14 protein-coding genes are annotated in these 16,363 nt (G+C 65.2%); 13 read left to right on the top strand and 1 reads right to left on the bottom strand.

The genetic code is table 11. The annotated features are described in order from the left end of the window. Positions 1-41: 41 nt before the first annotated feature. From VGM20_04395 to VGM20_04350, 10 genes are read left to right on the top strand one after another with little or no spacing between them, the layout of a single operon-like run. Positions 42-374 carry a hypothetical protein gene (locus VGM20_04395; protein HEY4100101.1) on the top strand — a complete coding sequence of 111 codons (333 nt, stop codon included), beginning with the start codon at positions 42-44 and terminating at the stop codon, positions 372-374. Next, positions 371-2,014, top strand: coding sequence for a phage portal protein (locus tag VGM20_04390; GenBank protein HEY4100100.1), 1,644 nt, complete (start codon positions 371-373; stop codon positions 2,012-2,014). Before VGM20_04395 ends, VGM20_04390 begins: the two co-directional genes overlap by 4 nt. Next, positions 2,011-3,318 (top strand): S49 family peptidase, encoded by a 1,308-nt coding sequence (locus VGM20_04385; protein ID HEY4100099.1) that lies wholly within the window; start codon positions 2,011-2,013, stop codon positions 3,316-3,318. The genes VGM20_04390 and VGM20_04385 overlap by 4 nt, the downstream gene beginning before the upstream one ends. A 3-nt stretch (positions 3,319-3,321) precedes the next feature. After that, positions 3,322-3,975 carry a head decoration protein gene (locus VGM20_04380; GenBank protein HEY4100098.1) on the top strand — a complete coding sequence of 218 codons (654 nt, stop codon included), beginning with the start codon at positions 3,322-3,324 and terminating at the stop codon, positions 3,973-3,975. Positions 3,976-3,978: 3 nt separating this feature from the next. After that, entirely contained in the window at positions 3,979-5,004 is a 1,026-nt protein-coding gene (locus VGM20_04375; protein HEY4100097.1) for a major capsid protein, read from the top strand. Next, positions 5,004-5,390, top strand: a complete 387-nt coding sequence (locus VGM20_04370; protein ID HEY4100096.1) for a hypothetical protein — start codon at positions 5,004-5,006, stop codon at positions 5,388-5,390. The genes VGM20_04375 and VGM20_04370 overlap by 1 nt, the downstream gene beginning before the upstream one ends. Next, on the top strand, positions 5,387-5,998 hold the full coding sequence (locus VGM20_04365) for a hypothetical protein (GenBank protein ID HEY4100095.1): 612 nt from the start codon (positions 5,387-5,389) through the stop codon (positions 5,996-5,998). The genes VGM20_04370 and VGM20_04365 overlap by 4 nt, the downstream gene beginning before the upstream one ends. Further along, the gene (locus tag VGM20_04360; GenBank protein ID HEY4100094.1) at positions 5,991-6,434 is read left to right on the top strand and encodes a hypothetical protein; all 444 of its coding nucleotides are present in this window, start codon (positions 5,991-5,993) and stop codon (positions 6,432-6,434) included. Before VGM20_04365 ends, VGM20_04360 begins: the two co-directional genes overlap by 8 nt. A gap of 3 nt (positions 6,435-6,437) precedes the next feature. Beyond that, complete coding sequence (locus tag VGM20_04355) at positions 6,438-7,889, top strand: hypothetical protein (GenBank protein ID HEY4100093.1); 1,452 nt, start codon at positions 6,438-6,440, stop codon at positions 7,887-7,889. Positions 7,890-7,894: 5 nt separating this feature from the next. Continuing rightward, complete coding sequence (locus tag VGM20_04350; protein ID HEY4100092.1) at positions 7,895-8,755, top strand: hypothetical protein; 861 nt, start codon at positions 7,895-7,897, stop codon at positions 8,753-8,755. Here the strand turns inward: VGM20_04350 and VGM20_04345 are convergent. Next, a complete protein-coding gene (locus VGM20_04345) occupies positions 8,707-9,105 on the bottom strand; it encodes a hypothetical protein (protein ID HEY4100091.1) in 399 nt (132 codons plus the stop codon). The genes VGM20_04350 and VGM20_04345 overlap by 49 nt on opposite strands. On the opposite strand from VGM20_04345, the gene VGM20_04340 reads away from it, so the two are divergent. The 3 genes from VGM20_04340 to VGM20_04330 are packed head-to-tail and all read left to right on the top strand — an operon-like array spanning position 8,992 to position 16,339. Continuing rightward, complete coding sequence (locus VGM20_04340) at positions 8,992-12,849, top strand: phage tail tape measure protein (GenBank protein HEY4100090.1); 3,858 nt, start codon at positions 8,992-8,994, stop codon at positions 12,847-12,849. The genes VGM20_04345 and VGM20_04340 overlap by 114 nt on opposite strands. Next, positions 12,849-13,601: a hypothetical protein gene (locus tag VGM20_04335; protein HEY4100089.1), complete on the top strand. Its 753-nt coding sequence runs from the start codon at positions 12,849-12,851 to the stop codon at positions 13,599-13,601. Before VGM20_04340 ends, VGM20_04335 begins: the two co-directional genes overlap by 1 nt. Beyond that, positions 13,601-16,339, top strand: coding sequence for a hypothetical protein (locus VGM20_04330; protein ID HEY4100088.1), 2,739 nt, complete (start codon positions 13,601-13,603; stop codon positions 16,337-16,339). The genes VGM20_04335 and VGM20_04330 overlap by 1 nt, the downstream gene beginning before the upstream one ends. The last annotated feature ends 24 nt before the right edge of the window (positions 16,340-16,363 follow it).

The raw sequence follows: 16,363 nt of genomic DNA, 5'->3' as shown, positions 1-16,363 counted from the left end.
TTTATTGTTTCCCGCGCATTGCGGCACGTAAATGTCGCGACATGCGTGGCGCTCCCATTCTCGTTTTCGCCGCACGCCTGAACGGGCTGCAGCGAGCCATCACCGATCTCGCCGGCGGGTATTCGTCCGCGACGGTCGAAGGCATCGTCTACGCGCCCACGGATCTGCCGAAACTCTACGCGCTGGCCGAGCGCTGGGGCGTGAAGGCCGCGATTGAAGCCATCCAGGCGGGCGCGCAGAGCTACACCTACAACGGATTGACGTACACCCGCGCGATGCTCCGCGATCTCTTCGCAATGGATCAGGAGTTCACGGCGCGCGCCGCCACGGCGGCCCGCGCCGGCATCGGGATCAGTTATGCGAGGCCAGGATGAGCGGCGTCTCGATCGTCCGATCGGGCGCGCCGCAGCCGAACGCGCTCGAGCGCGTCATCGAGTTCGTGTCGCCGGCCTGGGCGGCGCGGCGCATGAACGCGCGGCTCTTCAACGGATTCGCGGGCCAATACATCGGTGCTCGGCTGGACCGCCGGCAAACGATGGACTTCACCCCGCGCGCGTTGAGCCCGAACAGCGACACGCTCGGCGATCTGCCGGGCCGCGGCGGTCTACGGGCCCGCGCGCGCGACCTCGAGCGCAACGAACCGCTCGCGAAGGGCGCAGCGGACTCAACGATCACCGCCGTGATCGGTCCCGGTCTCCTGCCCGCGCCGAACATCGACTCGGATCTGCTCGGATTGACCGACGAGGCGGCCGACGAGTGGGAAGCCAACGCGCTCCGGCTCTGGCGAGCCCACGCCGGCAATTGCTGCATCGATTACGCCGCGCAGGGCTCGATCGACGAGATGAGCGAGCAGGCGTTCTGGGGCGAGTTCGTCAACGGCGACATCCTGGCCGTCCGGCGCTACGTCGATGCACCAGGGCGACTCTTCGGCCTGGCGGTGCAGCTGATCGAGGCGGATCGGATCTGCAATCCACAGTTTGAGATCCTTCCGGACACCATGGGCGGCGTGAAGTTCGATGTGGCGACCGGCGAGCCGCTCGGCTACTGGGTCTGCAGCATCTACCCCGAGGACCGGCTCCAACGTCCGTATGCCGCCGAGTCGTGGAGCTACATCCCAAAGCGGGGCCCCGACGGCGAGTTGCAGGCGACGCTGATTATGCGCAGTCGGCGTCCGGGCCTGCTCCGCGGCGTAACCGCCTTCGCACCGGTCATCGAACCGCTGCGCAAACTCGGGAACTATTCGAACGCCGAGCTCACGGCCGCGGTGATCAGCGCCTTCTTCACGGTCTTCGTCAAGCGGAAAGCGGTCGGAGATCCCGACAGCCCGACCCCGTTCTTCAGTGCCGACGCGATCGCGACGCAGGGCCGCGCAGACAATCCCCGGACCAAAGCGCCCGATCTCAAGCTCGGCGAAGGGGCGATCGCGTCATTGGACGACGGCGAAGACATCACGATCGCCAATCCGTCGCGTCCGAACGCCCAGTTCGACCCGTTCTGGCTCGCGATGGTGCGTCAAATCGGCATTGCGCTCGAGATCCCGTACGAAGTGCTGATCAAGCACTTCTCCTCGAGCTATTCGGCGAGCCGCGCAGCGCTCCTCGAGGCGTGGCGCGTCTATCTCGTCCGCCGCGCGCGCTTCGTACGCCTTTGGTACGCCCCGATCTGGGAGTGGCTCATCACCGAAGCGGTCGCCCGCGAATACCTCTCGGCACCGGGCTTCTTCGATGATCCGCTCCGACGCGCCGCGTGGCTCGGCGTCCAGTGGTCCGGTCCCACGATGCCGCAGGTGGATGAGCTCAAGGCGGCCAATGCCGCCACCGAGCGGATGACGTCGACGCTCACGACGCTCGAAGAGGAGAAGATGGCGCTCAACGGCCGGAGCTGGATGTCCGACTTCGGCCAGGTCAAGAAGGAGCGCCGGATGCTCACCGACGCCGGCATCCCGGCCCCGCAGAACACCGTCACGACACGGGATACCGAAACCGTCCCCGTTACCGCCCCGGAGAATCAGTGACGAAGCGCATTCCCAAGCGGGTGCTCGCGCACATTCTCGACACGCCGTGGGCGATCACGTCGGAGTCGTTGCAGACCATCGTCGGCATCGTCCAGCGCGAGAACGACCTCGAGGCCGTCGCGGCCAAGCTCGGCCGGCCGCTCGACTATACGCATGCGGCGACCGTGCGCGATGGTGTGGCGACGATTCCCATTGAGGGACCGCTCGTTCGACGGGCCGATCTCTTCAGTCAGGTGAGTGGGATGACGTCGTACGATGACATCGCGCAGGATCTGCAAAGCGCGGTCGATAACCCCGCGGTTCACGCGATTCTGCTGGCGATCGACTCCCCCGGCGGAGAAGTCACCGGCATGGAAGAGACGGCCGCCCAGATCCGCGCGGCGTCGGCGAAGAAGCCCGTGGTGGCGCACGTCGAAGGCATGGGCGCGTCGGCCGCCTACCTCCTCGCCGCGGCCGCTCCGGACGTCGTCGCATCACAGATGGCGATCCTCGGCTCGATTGGCGTGCGCACCACGTTCACCGATCGCAGCGCACAGGAAACGTCGAAGGGTATCAAGCGCTACGACGTCGTCTCCAGCCAGAGCCCCGGCAAGGCATCGGATCCGTCCACTCCCGAGGGCATGGCGCGGATTCAGGCGCTCGTCGATGCGCTGGCACAGTCGTTCATCGGGCAGGTGGCCGAATACCGCGGTGTATCGGCCGAGGAGGTCATGCAGAACTTCGGCGGCGGGGATGTCCTCGTCGGTGCCGATGCCGTCAAAGCAGGGCTCGCCGATCGACTCGGCAGCTACGAAAGCGTGCACGCGGAACTCGCGGCGCGCACCACCCGCGCGCGCCCAGGTGGGTATCGCGCAGAGACACCCACCACGGAGCCAGACATGATCACCAAGGAAGAATTCGCCGCGGCCAATCCGGACGCGGTGGCCGCCTGGCGGGCGGAAGGACGCTCGGCGGTCGAAGCCGAGCAGTCCGCGGCGGTCGCAACGGCCGTGACGGCCGAGCGCGAGCGCATTCTCGCGCTCGAAGGTCTGCCGTCGAAGGGCCATGAGGCGCTGATCGCCGAGGCGAAGAAGGATCCGGCCGTCACGGCTGCGATCGCATCGCAGCGCATCCTCGAAGCCGAGCGCGACACCCGCAATCGGAAGCTCGAAGGACTCAAGGGTGCCGAAGCGGCACTCGCCAAAACCGGACTCAAGGCGTCGCCAGGCGATGAATCGGGCGATGCACCCTCGGCGCGCGATCACGGTCGCGCCATCGCGCAGCGGTTCCATGCCGCACGCGCCACTTCCACCGCACGGAGCTGACCCATGGAATCCGCTGAATTCAGCACGGACACTTTCACGCCGGATCGGCTGATCGCGGGTGACATGCAGCTCGTCCCCCGCACGATCACCGTCCTGTCCGGCCAGAGCCTCCTCCGCGGCACGCTCCTCGGCAAGACCGCCGTGAGTGCCACGGTCGGCGCGGCCGTGGCCGATGCCGGCAACACCGGCAACGGGACCGTCGGCACGGTCACCGCAGGCGCCGAGGCCAAGAACGGGAACTACCGCCTCGTCTGCGTCGAGCCCGGCACCAACGCCGGCGTCTTCGCCGTCTTCAACCCGAACGGGATCGAAATCGGCCGCGCGACGGTCGGCGTCGCGTTCACGGGCGGGATCAACTTCACGATCGCAGATGGATCGGCCGACTTCATCTCTGGGGACGCCTTCACGGTGGCGGTCTCGGCCGCGGTCTACAAGTACCTCAAGTCCGCGGCGGCCGCGACGGACGGGAGCGAAGTGCCGGACCTGATCCTCGCCGATGACTGCGATGCCAGCGCCGCTGACGCCACGGGCGTCGCGTACGCGACGGGCATCTTCGACGACGGCGCCGTGATCTACGGCACCGGTCACACCGCCGACAGCGTCCGCGAGGGTCTGCGGAAGCTCGGCATCCACCTCATTCCGACCGCGGGGGCTTGATCGATGACGGACCTCTTCAGTACCGACACCATGCTCGGCATCGTCGAGGACCTCAAGGTCCCCGGCAATTCCCTGCTCCAGACGTACTTCGGCAATCAAGTCACCGATGACACCGAGGAGATCCACTTCGACATCGACAACGCGCGCCGTCGGGTGGCGCCGTTCGTTTCCCCGTACCTGCCGGGGAAAGTGGTCGAGGGCCGCGGGCGGAAGGTGGCGACGTTTAAGCCCGCATACGTCAAGGACAAGCGCGTTTTCGACCCGACGCGGCCGTTCAAGCGCGCCATGGGTGAACAGGTGGGCGGCGGTTCGCTCACCGCACAGGAGCGGATGGAACTGATTCTGGCGCAGGAACTCCAGGATCAGCTCAACATGATCCGCCGGCGCATGGAACTCATGGCGCTCGAGACGCTCAGCACCGGCAAGGTGACGATCTCGGGCGATGGCTACGAAACCGTCGTCGTCGATTTCGGTCGCGACGCATCGGCATCGCCCGCAGCGCTCAGCGGCACTGCGCGCTGGGGCCAGTCCGCGGCCGACATCTTCACCAATCTGCTGACCTGGGCGCTCAACGCCCAGCAGCTCTGCGGCGTCGTGCCACGCAACGTGATCGTGGATCCCGAAACGCTGGCCGCGATGCTGCAGGACACGACGTTCAAGGCGGAATTCAACCAGTTCAACCTCGTGAACGCCTCAATCGCGCCGGACGTCTCGGACGCCGAAGGGCTGCAGAAGGTCGGACAGGCCCGCGGCTACACCTTCTACACCTACACCGGCTGGTACGTGGATCCGGCCGACGACACCGAGAAGCGCGTCCTGACGAGCGGACGCGTGATCCTGGCCTCCAGTCGCGTCGACGGACTGCAGGCGCATGGCGCGATCAAGGACCATGACTCGCTCGCCTCGGTGCCGTACTTCACGAAGTCGTGGCTCGAGCAGGATCCGTCGGTGCGGTTCCTGCTCCTGCAGTCGGCGCCGCTCACGGTGCCGCTGCGTCCGAACGCGACCGTCGGCGTCAACGTCCTCTGATGCTGCCCGGCGATCTGGCGTTCGTGTTTCACGATCTCGACTGCGCGGGACTTGTCGCAACGGTCGAGATCGGACGGCGCACCGTGACGGGGCAGTCGACCCGCGGTGTCGCCACGGAGACATGGACGCCAGTCGCCGGATGCAGTGACGTGCGGTGCTTCTTCAACAACTCGGCGGAAACGCTGGTCGCCGCCGGCTACGGCGGTAGCGAAGAGTACGACCTCGTCGGGTCATTTCCGCCCGGGACGGACATCGATGAGCGCGACCGGATCACGGTTACCAACGGATCGCGCGAAGGCCAGCAGTTCAAGGTGGTCAACGTCCACGGCGAGAAAGACGGCATCAGCTCGCTGCTGGCCACACTCCAGCGGATCACGACGCCATGAGCCTGTTCGGCGTCGAGGTGGTCTCGGACATCGCCGGCGGGATGACCGCCTACCGCGAACGCCTCTCCGGCGCGCAGGATGCCGGGGTCAAGGCGATGGCGTCGATGTATCGCAACGCCGTGCGCAAGGAATTCAAGTACGAGGGATCCGGCAAGCAGTATCCGAGCCGGAAAGCTCGGACCATTCGGGACCTGACCGTGCAGGCAGTCGCCCTGGGCGGTCAGATCCGCGATGCGCAGCAACACGGCGGCAGCCGGAAGTTCATCGCGAGCCGGAAACAGCGGTTGTCCGGCGTCACACTCAAGCTGCAGCGTGTGATCAAGCGGAAAGGCGTCGATGCGGGCGCGTTGCACCGGGCCTCGGTCGTCGGCGCGTCACCGTCGCAGGACGTGGGGACGATCGTCCAGGGTATTCAGGCTGGTATCACCGATGGCGAACGCCGGGTCGGCGACGTCGGCGGCTGGAAGGGCTGGGCGGCGCTGCATGACGGTGGTGGGCGCCTCACTGGCCCGCGGCCGTACCTGATCAACGCGCTCAACAAGGTGCGCGGCAAGCTCGCCGGCGTGAACGTCACCGTGGTCCGAAAGAGTCTCGGGTTCAATGGCTGACGGCACCGGCCCCGCCGCGACCGCGATCCTCGCGATCCTGAATGGATCGACCGACGTCCAGACCGCCGTTGGTCGGGCAACGGTCTGCGCGATGGCATGGGGAGCCTACCGGTTGGGCGAGGATCCGATGCCGATCCTGCTGCTCGAGGATACCAGCGAAGAGATCGGCCCCATTGAAGGCGACAAGCGGGTGCGATTCGTCCTGTCGGCGATCGCCGCTGGAGCCGATGGCGACGATGCCGCCGCGGGAATGCTCGATGCCGCCGAACGGCAGATCACCAACGCCACGCTGCAGGCGCCCCCACATAGCCTGAACGCCGGACTCGATCCGACCGACATGCCGTGGCCGCGTGACCGCGTCGAAGTACAGGACAAGCAGTTCGACTACCTGGTCCAGCGCACGATGGCGCTGGCCATTCTCATCACTCCGGAGTAGGCCATGTCCGTCGCCAGCGCGAAAAACAAGATCTTCCTCCGCCCCTCCGGACTCTTCCGCGCCCTCGATAAGGCGTCGGCCCCGGCCACGACCACGCTCACCGCCGCGGCCGCGAAGGGTGCCACCACGTTCTCGGTCACCTCGGCCACCGGCATCACGGCCGGGAAGACCTTCCGCATCGGTGAAGGCGAGAACATCGAGCGCGTGACGATCCAGAGCGTCGCCTCGCTCGTCATCACGCCGACGCGGCCGCTGATGCGCAATCACGACAACGCGCAGCCGGTCGTCGAAATGACCGTGTACGATCTCGGCCGGATCGGTTCGGCTGGCACCTTCAGCGTCTCCGACAACGGCACCGATGTCACCGTCGAAGATCGCCGCCTCGTCTACGATCGCCTGCTCGGGACGGCGGACATCGAACTCGCGACGGCGCTGGTGGGGCTGACCGCGCATACCCTCGCCGCGGCTCTCGGCATCCCGCCGGCGAATGTGGCCGGGTCCGGGACGCATTCCGCGCCGTGGGCGGTGCAGACCGATGGGACCGAGATCGGTACCATCGTCAATCAGGTCATCATCATCCAGGGCACCACGGTCGACGGCTCGCCGATCACTATCGAGCTCTGGGGCGCCGATACCGACTACACCGGCGTCTCGCTGGCGCTCACGCGCGGCGCCGCGCTCACGGTGCCCTGCAAGTGGACCGCTGCCGCGGCTGGCATCGACTACAACGCCGTCGCGATCACGGCCGACACGTCGCTGACTTCCGGGCAGAACGATCTCCTCGACTCGGTCGACGATATCGGCGTACTGGTCCCGGCCACGACCGGCGCCTTGGCCACGACGCTGTCGGCCGGGGCTTCTGCCGGCGCCACGACGGTCTCGCTGACGTCGGTCACCAACCTCGCCGCCGACGATCTCCTGCAGCTCAACGTCGGTGGCTCGATGGAAGTGCACCGGGTCAACAACCCGGCCACCACGACACTGGTGACCCCGCTCTACCGCGCGCAGCCCATCAACACCGCTGCGGTTCGACTGAAGCAGGCGACGCTTGGCGGCATCCTGAAGGGATCGGTCAAGCTCGACGCCGGCGGGTCGGTCGACAAGATGGAGCTCGAGAACAACTCGGCGACGATCGGCTACAAGCCGGGCGACGTCTCGCTCTCCCTCAGCTTCTCGATCGTCGACGTGCTGGCGGCGGTGCATGCCTATGCCCTGGCCGCCTCGCAGACCGATGCGGCGGCTGGCCGGTTCACCACGGAAGGCATGGGGACTTCGCCGATCGCGGCCCTCTACCTCCAGGGGAAGAATCTCGCCGGTCAGACGGTGCTCATCCTGCTCTGCGGCTGCTCGCAGCAGATCTCCGGCACGATGCTCAACCTGCAGAAGAAGGGTGTCGCCGGCGCACCGTTCAAGATCGTTCCGGGCTCGGTCATGCAGCTCACCGTCTACACCTGAAGCATGTGGCCGATCGGAATATCAGTCAGCAGCGGTTGAAGGCGGAATGCGAACTCTTCGAGCGATCCCTGCGCTCGAAGGGTTCCCTTCCACCGGAGGTCGCCAGTTTCGCGCCAGGCGGCGCCAACAACCCCGAGCGCGGTGCCTCGGGGTGGTTTGTCTATCTCCGGCGCCTGATCGCGGTCCACGCGGTCGGTAGTGTCGGTGGAAGCGGCGGCAGTGCAGTCGATCCCCAGAAAACGGCAGCCGACGCCGCAGCGATCGAGACCCTCAGCGAGGCACCGCTGGTCCGGCTCTCGCGGGTTCAGGATGGGAGCGGCCAACCCAAGTACCTGACGGTCTACCGGAAATCATTCGTCACGCTCGCGCACCTGCATGGACGAGACCTCGCGATCGCCCGGTTGCAGCCGACGGTGCAGACCCTCTTCGAGCGGCCCGACTTCGCGCCGAAGGTCATGCGGCGGATTATCGACGCGATTGCCGAGCAGCACGTCATCTGTGCGTGGATCGCGACATTTCCCGGCGTCGGGATGCCGTTTGAGCCCGAACAGCCGCCGCCGGAGATCCCCGAAGCGATCAAGGCGCTGCAGCCGCTCGAGCTGCATCAGATCCTCGCGATGAATCTCGAAGTGAACTACAAGGGGATCATGCTGGCGCGGCCGCTGATTACCCCAGATCCGAACCCCTCCGGGGAGCAGCTCTATTGGTCGCCCTTCTTCGCCAAGGCCGCCGAACTGCTCGGTCAGACCTCGCGCGTGCTGATGCGCGACTGGGCGCTCGAATCGGTCCTGTTGCGGATGCAACTCTACGCCAGCGATCAGCGAGACCAAGCCGCGCGCGCCGAAGCGGAAGGAGGGGCGGCGTGAGCAACAAGATCGATGACGTCTTCGTGAGTTTTCGCGCCGACTCCACCGAGTTGGAACGCGGGCTTCAGGACATCGAACGCGAGATCGATAAGACCGTCAGCTTCATCGTGTCCAAGCCAACGGTTGCGCTCGCGGGTCTCTCGGTCGCGCTGCTCGGCATCGCGGCCGATGCGACCCGGATGGCGGCCGACGTCGACAACGCGCTGCAGGGAATGGTGGCGTCGGCTCCGCAAACGATTGCCCAGCTCGGCCAGATCCGCGACACGATCCGGGACCTGTCGACGGAAAGCGGGCGCTCCCAGACCGACCTCGCCCAGGGTGCGACGCTCCTCGCCAGGCTTGGCGTCCAATCAGCCTCCGATATCCAGACGCTGCTCACTGCCGGTGTCACGGCCGCGGACGCGTCGGGTGTGGATCTCACCACGGTCCTGACCGGCCTCGATCGCGTCGGGAAGGAGTTTCATCTCACGGCGGAGCAGGATGCACAGGCGTTGGCCGACATTTTCGCCTCGGCGAAGGGCCACGCGCCGCTCGATGAGGTGTTCGGGATACTGGAAAAGACTGGGCCAGCCGCAGACGCGACCGGGCTGAGCCTCGGGCAAATGACGAACGTCATCGTCGATCTGATCGAAAAGGGCCTCAACGTCAAACAGGTCGCGGCGGAGATCAACAAGCTCGCGAAGGAAGGAGACGCCGGCAAAAAGGCACTCGACGATATGGCGGGGTCGGCGCAGAGCAGCGCCGACAACATGAACGCACTCGAAGCCGCTGCAACGACGAGCCGGGAGAGCGCGGGCAAGCTCGGGGACATCCTCAAGCAGAACCTGAATGCCGAACTAATCGAGCTGGGCAACCAGATCCTGCCGTCGGTGATCGGCCTGCTCAAGGACCTCGATCAGACGCTCTCGGCGTTTGACGGTCAGGCGCGCTCGGTGGAGGTCGGCTCGCTGGTCACCACGATCGGCGATCTCTCCGGTATCCTCGACAAGCTGGGGTCGAAGGAACGAGCCGACGCCGTCCAGCGCATCTTCACGAATCTCCAGAATCTCGCGGGTGTCGTGCAGGACGGGAATTTCGGGAAGATCGATCGCAATGGGTTCGGCTCACTCTTCGATGCGCTGAACACCTCGATCAGCAGCTTTCCAACCGCGACGTTGCAGACGATGGAGCGCGGGCTGCTGTCGCTCGGGCAGGACGTGCCGACGGCGCAGGTCACCGCCTACAACAACGCGCTCCTGCTGCTGTCGAAGACGATCGCGAGCCGGCCAGACAAGGGCGGGTCGGTCGCGCCGCCGAAATCGGCGCCCATCGGCGATCCCAAGGCGGATGCGGCGGCCGAAGCAGCTCGCCAGAAAATCGCTGACGAGATCCAGGCGAACCTCTCCGCGCTGCTGAAACTTGCCGCCGATGGATCCGCCGCCATCAATGACAAGCTGCTGGGCGCGTGGCAGAACCTCAACGATCAAGTCGACGGCCATCTGCAGAAGTTGCTCAAGCTCGTCGATCCGACCAACCAGCTCGGGGCCGCACAGGCGAAGCTCGCCAACGCGCCGAACGAATCAGCAGCGGCGAAGGCGGCCGCCGAACTGGACGCGGTGTATGACCGCCTCATCGCGAAGAGTCCCGCGCTGGGTACGGCGATTCAGGCAGCTGCCCAGATCCAAGCGGACTTCTGGAAGAAGGCGTCCTCGGATTTCACGACAACCGAGTCGTCGTTCGAGCAGTCCTTCCAGAAGGAAATGCAGGCGACGGCGGCGCAGACGACGAAGGATCTCGAGGCCGTCAATGATGCCTATGGCAAGCTGAAGGACACGCCGTTCGCGTCGCAGGCGTTTGACATCCTCAATGACTCGACGATCACGCTGACCGAGAAAGCGCAAAAACTCGGGGACCTGCTCAAGGCAGCTGGGATCGCGACCACCGGCATCAACGACGGGCTGAAAGGGACGAAGGACGCTCTAAATAAGATCGCGGATGGGCAGCTGACGATAATTCAACGTCAACGTCAGTTCGTTGATGCTGTTCTTGCGGGAGTAAATGCGCTCGCCGGTATGCTGAAAGCTACCGGACTGATTAGCGATGGGCTCGCGACGGATATCGGCAATGTCGTGACGTTTGCCGAGAAGGCGGGCTCGCTGGCCGACACGATTGAAAAGTTGAGCATCAAGACGGTCGACAAGCTAGGTAACGTTGTCAGCGCCGCATCTACCGGCGACGTTGTGTTGGCTGCCGCTGAGGCAGCGGCAGCGCTTGTTCCGGTTCTCGGATCGATATTCGGTGAAAGCGCAGCACAGAAAGCCGAAGACTCGGCTCGAGCCCAAGCGGAAGCTGACGCCGTCAAGCATACGCAGGACCTCGCAGCCGCGCTGGCTGCGCTCGCAGACAAGGTGAATAAGTTCGGCGACGAGACGCTCTCCGGCGCGGCATTTGGCGCCCTCGCGAACAGACTTCCACAGATCGTCGCGGGATCATCCCAGCCCGTTCAGGGGCCCGGCGGCCCGGTGTTGGATGACAGCGGAAATCCCGTCTTCGCTAGCAGCTCCGATTCTGTCAAACAGGCGCTCGCGGCCGTCGGAGTGTCGATTGCTGATGTGGACGCTGCAGCGAATCAGCTTGGGATTACGCTGACCGATAAGACTGCGCCAACACTCGAAGAGCTCACCGCGATATCGAAGGGACTACAGGAGGAAAAGTTCGCCCAATTCGCGAACGACTTCACCGACCAACTTGCAGAGCTTCAGGCGGGCTTCAAGGTCTTCAACACGACCGGATCGGCCCAATTCGCGCCGTTCCTGACGCTGCTGACCGATCCGAAGGTCGGTGCGCCGGCGATCTTCAATGCCCTGCAGGGGATCGACGTCTCGACCGTATCGGGTGCGTCGCAGGCGACGACGATCCTGCAGGGGATCTTCCAGCAGTTCAAGGACGGCAAGATCGACCCTGCCGATTTCGGTGGCCTCAATCCAACCGATTTCCTCAACACAATCCAGACGCTCCTCGGGCTGCTGCCGCAGGTCACGACAGCCACGGCGGCCCAGACGAAAGCGGAGACCGACAGCCTCGCCGTCCGCAATCTGACGGCGGCAGGTGACACAGCGGGCGCGGCCGCATTGCAACGCCAGCAGCAGGAACAGGCGGAAATCGACCAAGCGCTCGCCGCCGGATATGACGACGTCACGATCGCGGCGATCAAGGCGACGCAAGCGGCTGAGGATCAAGCGGCGGCGGTTCAGAAGGCCACCGACCAGGCCAACGAGAACGAATCGCTCATCGTCCGCCAGCTCCGTGCTGCTGGAAGCGGCGACGCTGCCGACGCCTTGCAACGCCAGATCGACGAGACACAGGAGATAGCGGACGCCATCGCCAAGGGATTCGACGCCTCGACGATCGCCGCGATCAAGGCGACGCAGGCGCAGGAAGACCTCGCCGCGGCACAAACCAAGGCGGCCGCCGCCGCGCAGGCGCAGGCCGACGAGCAGGATTCCCTCGCCGTGCGGTTGCTCCGCGCCACCGGGCAGGGCGACGCCGCCGACCTGCTCGCGTTGCAGCAGTCCCAGGCGAAGGAACTCTCTGACGCGATTGCACAGGGATTCGACCAGGCGACGATCGATCAGTTGAAGTCGACTCAGGCGGCGGAACTCGCGCAGCTGCAGCAGAGTCAGGCCACCGCGGCACAGCAGGCGTCTGCAACGGCGCAGGGCGTCTCCGGGACTTCCGGAAACACCACGTCGGCCACGGTGACCAGCAATGTCGGCGAAACGCTGGATCTCGTCGGGCTGGCTGAAACCGCGAACGCACTCTTGCAGGAGATCGTCGCGAACACGAAGAGTCTCCGGTCTGGTGGCCCCTTGCTGCCGCCGTCGCTGGCCTCACTGCAATCGCCGGGCGCACTTGGAAGCGGGTCCGTCACGCTCACGATCGGGTCGATACCGATCACCGTGACGGTGACCTCCGCGTCCGACGACCCGGCATCGCTCGGAAACATCGCGGGAACCGCCGCAGGTCGGGGGTTTCTCGACGCGCTCAATCGCCAGTTCGGCTTCGCCAATCAACGCTCCGCGATCAACCGCGGCGATAACCCGAGTGTGATCTGATGGCCTCCGGACTGACGATCAATGGCACCGACGTCTCGACCTACAAGGCGGCCGTCAGCGCAAAGCCGCAATGGCTGGACCTGCCGGCCATCACGGTTGACGAGCAGGCACTCGGCAGCGGGCTCGGGACCGTGCTCGGCTTTCCGTCGACCGGCTCTCGGTCGCTCGGATTCAGTCTACTCGTTCGCGGCGACTCTCCCACAGACCTCCTGTCGCAGGTCGACGCGCTCTCCGCGTTCTACCGGCGCACGATCACGATTGTGCAGTCGATCCGCAGCGACCGACAGATCTCCGGGCTCGTGACGCAGGTCGTCGAGAAGAAGACTGGCGCGCGGGACCTGATGACGAAGGTCGAGTTGACGTTCACGCTGAAATGCCCCGACCCGCGGTGGCGGCAGGTCTCGGCGACGCCACAGACCGGCATCAGCACAACACCCGTTGCCATCATGCTCGGCACCGCTCCGGTTGAAGATTGGCAGGGAGTCTTCCATGGCGCATCGACGGATCAATTCGTAACTGTGAAGAACGGTGCCGGCGCCACGATCGCCACGTTCGGATGGGTCGGATCGCTTCTCCTCGCCGACACCCTCACTGTCGACGCCTCGGAATGGATGACCCGCAAAGGCGTTTCGCTCTCACCGATGGCGACGTGGTACGGCGAATATCCGATCTTCAAACCTGAGGACGCGCCGACTGTGCAAACGAACAGCGGCACCTTCGATCTCAGTTTCAACCGGGCGGACTGGGAGTAATGCCCGCGTTGACGGTTGGTGGATATCTCTCCGACAAGCTCATCGCAGACGGTGGAACGGTGTTGCGGGGCATCCCTCGGTGGATCGCCCTCAATACCACGGAACGTCAGGACGGCGACGACAGCCTCGATGCGACGCTCCCGTCGACCTTCGATGCCGAGACCTGGTTGCCGCTGTCCCAGTGTCTGCAGCTGCGCCGGGAAAACGGTGCGATCGAGGAGTGGCCGATTCTGACGTGGGATCGGACGCGTCCCAGCGGTGTAATCACGCTCACTGCGGCACCTCCCAGGATACTACTCAAGCGCCAGTCCCTGATTGTCGTGGAGGCCGGCGACGACGTCCTGCTCACCGCGACGGCGATCGGCCTCACCGCCGCCCAGATCATCGACACCTATCTCCTGCCGCGGATGCCGAGTTGGGTGGTTCGGGGAACGGTGGAACCGACGTGGCCGATTCCCCAATGGACGGTGAGCGGCGGCAACGGGCTGCAGGCGATTCTCGCCCTGGTCGACGCGATCAACGGGTCGCGCATCGGTCCCTCCGATCCGTTGTCGTATTTCTTCTTCGAGCGGCAGAGTAGTACGCAGTGGGCGTTGAGCATCCGGTATTCGTTCAGCGACACTCCGATTACCGCTGGCCTCGCGAAGAACATGGGCTCGATCCTCGTCGGACAAAGCCAAATCAACCGCATCACGCAATTGCTCCCGACTGATGGCAACGGCCTCACCACGGCGAGCTGCTGGTTCGTGATTACCGCGATCAGCGGCAGCGATGTCACGCTCGCATCGTGGGACGATGCGGCTGATGGCGTACCGATCGGCTTCGACGACCAGCTCGACGGCGACTACATCGTCGAAGCGGACGGTGTGACCTGTCACGCGATCACGGCATCGGTGGCAGCAACCCAGACGGTGACGGTGTCGAGCGCCACCGGCCTTTCGGTCGGCGATCGCGTGGGGCTGGCCCGCGATAGCAGCGGAAAGCGTAAGGTCGTCTGGACTGATCCCGGCAACGTCTTCACCTCGGCCGACTATCTCACCGTGACCGATTCGGTGAGCCGGATCAATTGGATCCGGAACGCCAAGTTCGACAACTGGACCGCCGGATTGCCGGATGACTGGACTCATGCCGACGTCGGATGGGGAACCGCCGGCACGATCACGCAGGAAACGAACACCACAAACATCGAGCAGCCGCCAGGCGTCTTCGCCGTCAAGCAGCTCGCGTCGGCACAGGGCAAGCCAGATGCCGCAATCCAGCAGACATGGCCAATGCCGTGGGCCGTGCGGAATCATGTATGGACGGTGAGGGTTCGGGTCTTCTTTCCGACCGGCTACCCGTACAGCCTCTATCTCGGGATTCAGACGGCGCGCGGATGGAGTTGGCAGATCTTCTCGATCAGCGACGTTCCGCTGACTAACTATCAATGGTTCACGCTGACGGTCGATGAATCCGCCGAAACGCTCGGTGCGTGGACTGCCGGCGTCAGGATCTGCGGATTCAACGGCGGCAATGCAGGTCTTCCTCTCTATATCGAACGGTGTGAATTCGTCGACGGCGACGGCACCGATAGCATCGATGTGACCTTCGGCTGCGGGCCGAATCGGCTGATTCACGCGGCCAATCTAGAACTGCAGGCAACTCGGGACGCGGCCAGCAGCTATTCAATCAACGTCATCGATCGCGCCCGGCAGAATCTGGCCCGATACCCGAACGACGTCATCCTGCCCGGTCGGAGGCTGCGGCCGATCATGGGGACGCTGGATCAGTCCCTCCCCATTCTCCAGGTCGACACCGACGAACTGCACCCGACGCAAACGAAGGTGCAGCTCTCCTCGGAGGTGCCGCGGTTCACGACGCAGTCGAGCGGCGGCGGCTCCGTATCCTCGCTGACCGGCACGGGCGGCACGATCGGCACCGTGCCGGTGGTCAATTCAACGACCGCCACGGATAACACACCGGTCCTGCCGGGATTCGGGGTGAAGGGTCCGGGAACGACGATCGCGCTGTCACAGCTCTATTCGGCGGATGCGGGGATCGGGCTCGCGAACAACAACCCCGTCCCGCTGTGGGCGGATCAGTCCGGCAACGGGCTCGATCTGACCGCGTCCGGATCCGCGCGGCCGACGTTCTTCTCCGACGACGGCGATGGATTGCCGTACGTCAAGTTCGATGGCTCGGCGATGGGGATGGGCGTCACCGGCATGACGGCGTACACCGGGACGGAGCTCACCGCCTTCATCGTGGCGCGCGCCGCGATCGGGACCGGGACGCGGACGATCCTTTCGCTCGGCGACCCGAGCCACAACGACACCTCCGGCCCTTCGGTGGCCAAGTTGCCGGCGGATACACCATCGGGCATGCGGACTCGACGGGACGGCATCGAATACGGTGTGGATCTCCCCGGCGGCACGCCGTCCGGCACCTCCCCGGTGTCGGGCGGCGTTGGCGTCTGGTCCATCTTCGCGGCCCGCTGGAAGATGATCGACGGTCGGGGATTGGTGACGCTCTTCAATAATGGGCTGTCGGTGAGCTACGACCTGGGCTCCTCGCTGCCGGCGTTTTCATACACCTGGCTCTTCGTCGGGTCGGGCTTCGATGGTTCGAGCCGCCGCGAGTTCACGCCCTGCGCAATTCGCCAAGTCGGCATCTACCAGCAGGCGCTCCGCGACGACCAGATCCGCGACCTGATGCGCTACGTCGGATCGCACTGGAGGATTCCGATCGTCGGCGGCTGACGGCGTTTATTGTTTCCCCTCCCT

The sequence above is a fragment of the Gemmatimonadales bacterium genome, assembly GCA_036500345.1.
Taxonomy (GTDB): Bacteria; Gemmatimonadota; Gemmatimonadetes; order Gemmatimonadales; family GWC2-71-9; genus Palsa-1233.
Note: the sequence above shows the minus strand (reverse complement) of the source record. Positions and strands in the feature narration are given on the sequence as shown.

What these genes read in the sequence shown, in the direction of transcription:
- VGM20_04395 (HEY4100101.1), top strand. Translation starts at nt 42, where the DNA reads ATGCGTGGCGCTCCCATTCTCGTTTTCGCCGCACGCCTGAACGGGCTG.
- VGM20_04330 (HEY4100088.1), top strand. Translation starts at nt 13,601, where the DNA reads ATGCCCGCGTTGACGGTTGGTGGATATCTCTCCGACAAGCTCATCGCA.
- VGM20_04335 (HEY4100089.1), top strand. Translation starts at nt 12,849, where the DNA reads ATGGCCTCCGGACTGACGATCAATGGCACCGACGTCTCGACCTACAAG.
- VGM20_04380 (HEY4100098.1), top strand. Translation starts at nt 3,322, where the DNA reads ATGGAATCCGCTGAATTCAGCACGGACACTTTCACGCCGGATCGGCTG.
- VGM20_04370 (HEY4100096.1), top strand. Translation starts at nt 5,004, where the DNA reads ATGCTGCCCGGCGATCTGGCGTTCGTGTTTCACGATCTCGACTGCGCG.
- VGM20_04390 (HEY4100100.1), top strand. Translation starts at nt 371, where the DNA reads ATGAGCGGCGTCTCGATCGTCCGATCGGGCGCGCCGCAGCCGAACGCG.
- VGM20_04365 (HEY4100095.1), top strand. Translation starts at nt 5,387, where the DNA reads ATGAGCCTGTTCGGCGTCGAGGTGGTCTCGGACATCGCCGGCGGGATG.
- VGM20_04360 (HEY4100094.1), top strand. Translation starts at nt 5,991, where the DNA reads ATGGCTGACGGCACCGGCCCCGCCGCGACCGCGATCCTCGCGATCCTG.
- VGM20_04355 (HEY4100093.1), top strand. Translation starts at nt 6,438, where the DNA reads ATGTCCGTCGCCAGCGCGAAAAACAAGATCTTCCTCCGCCCCTCCGGA.
- VGM20_04375 (HEY4100097.1), top strand. Translation starts at nt 3,979, where the DNA reads ATGACGGACCTCTTCAGTACCGACACCATGCTCGGCATCGTCGAGGAC.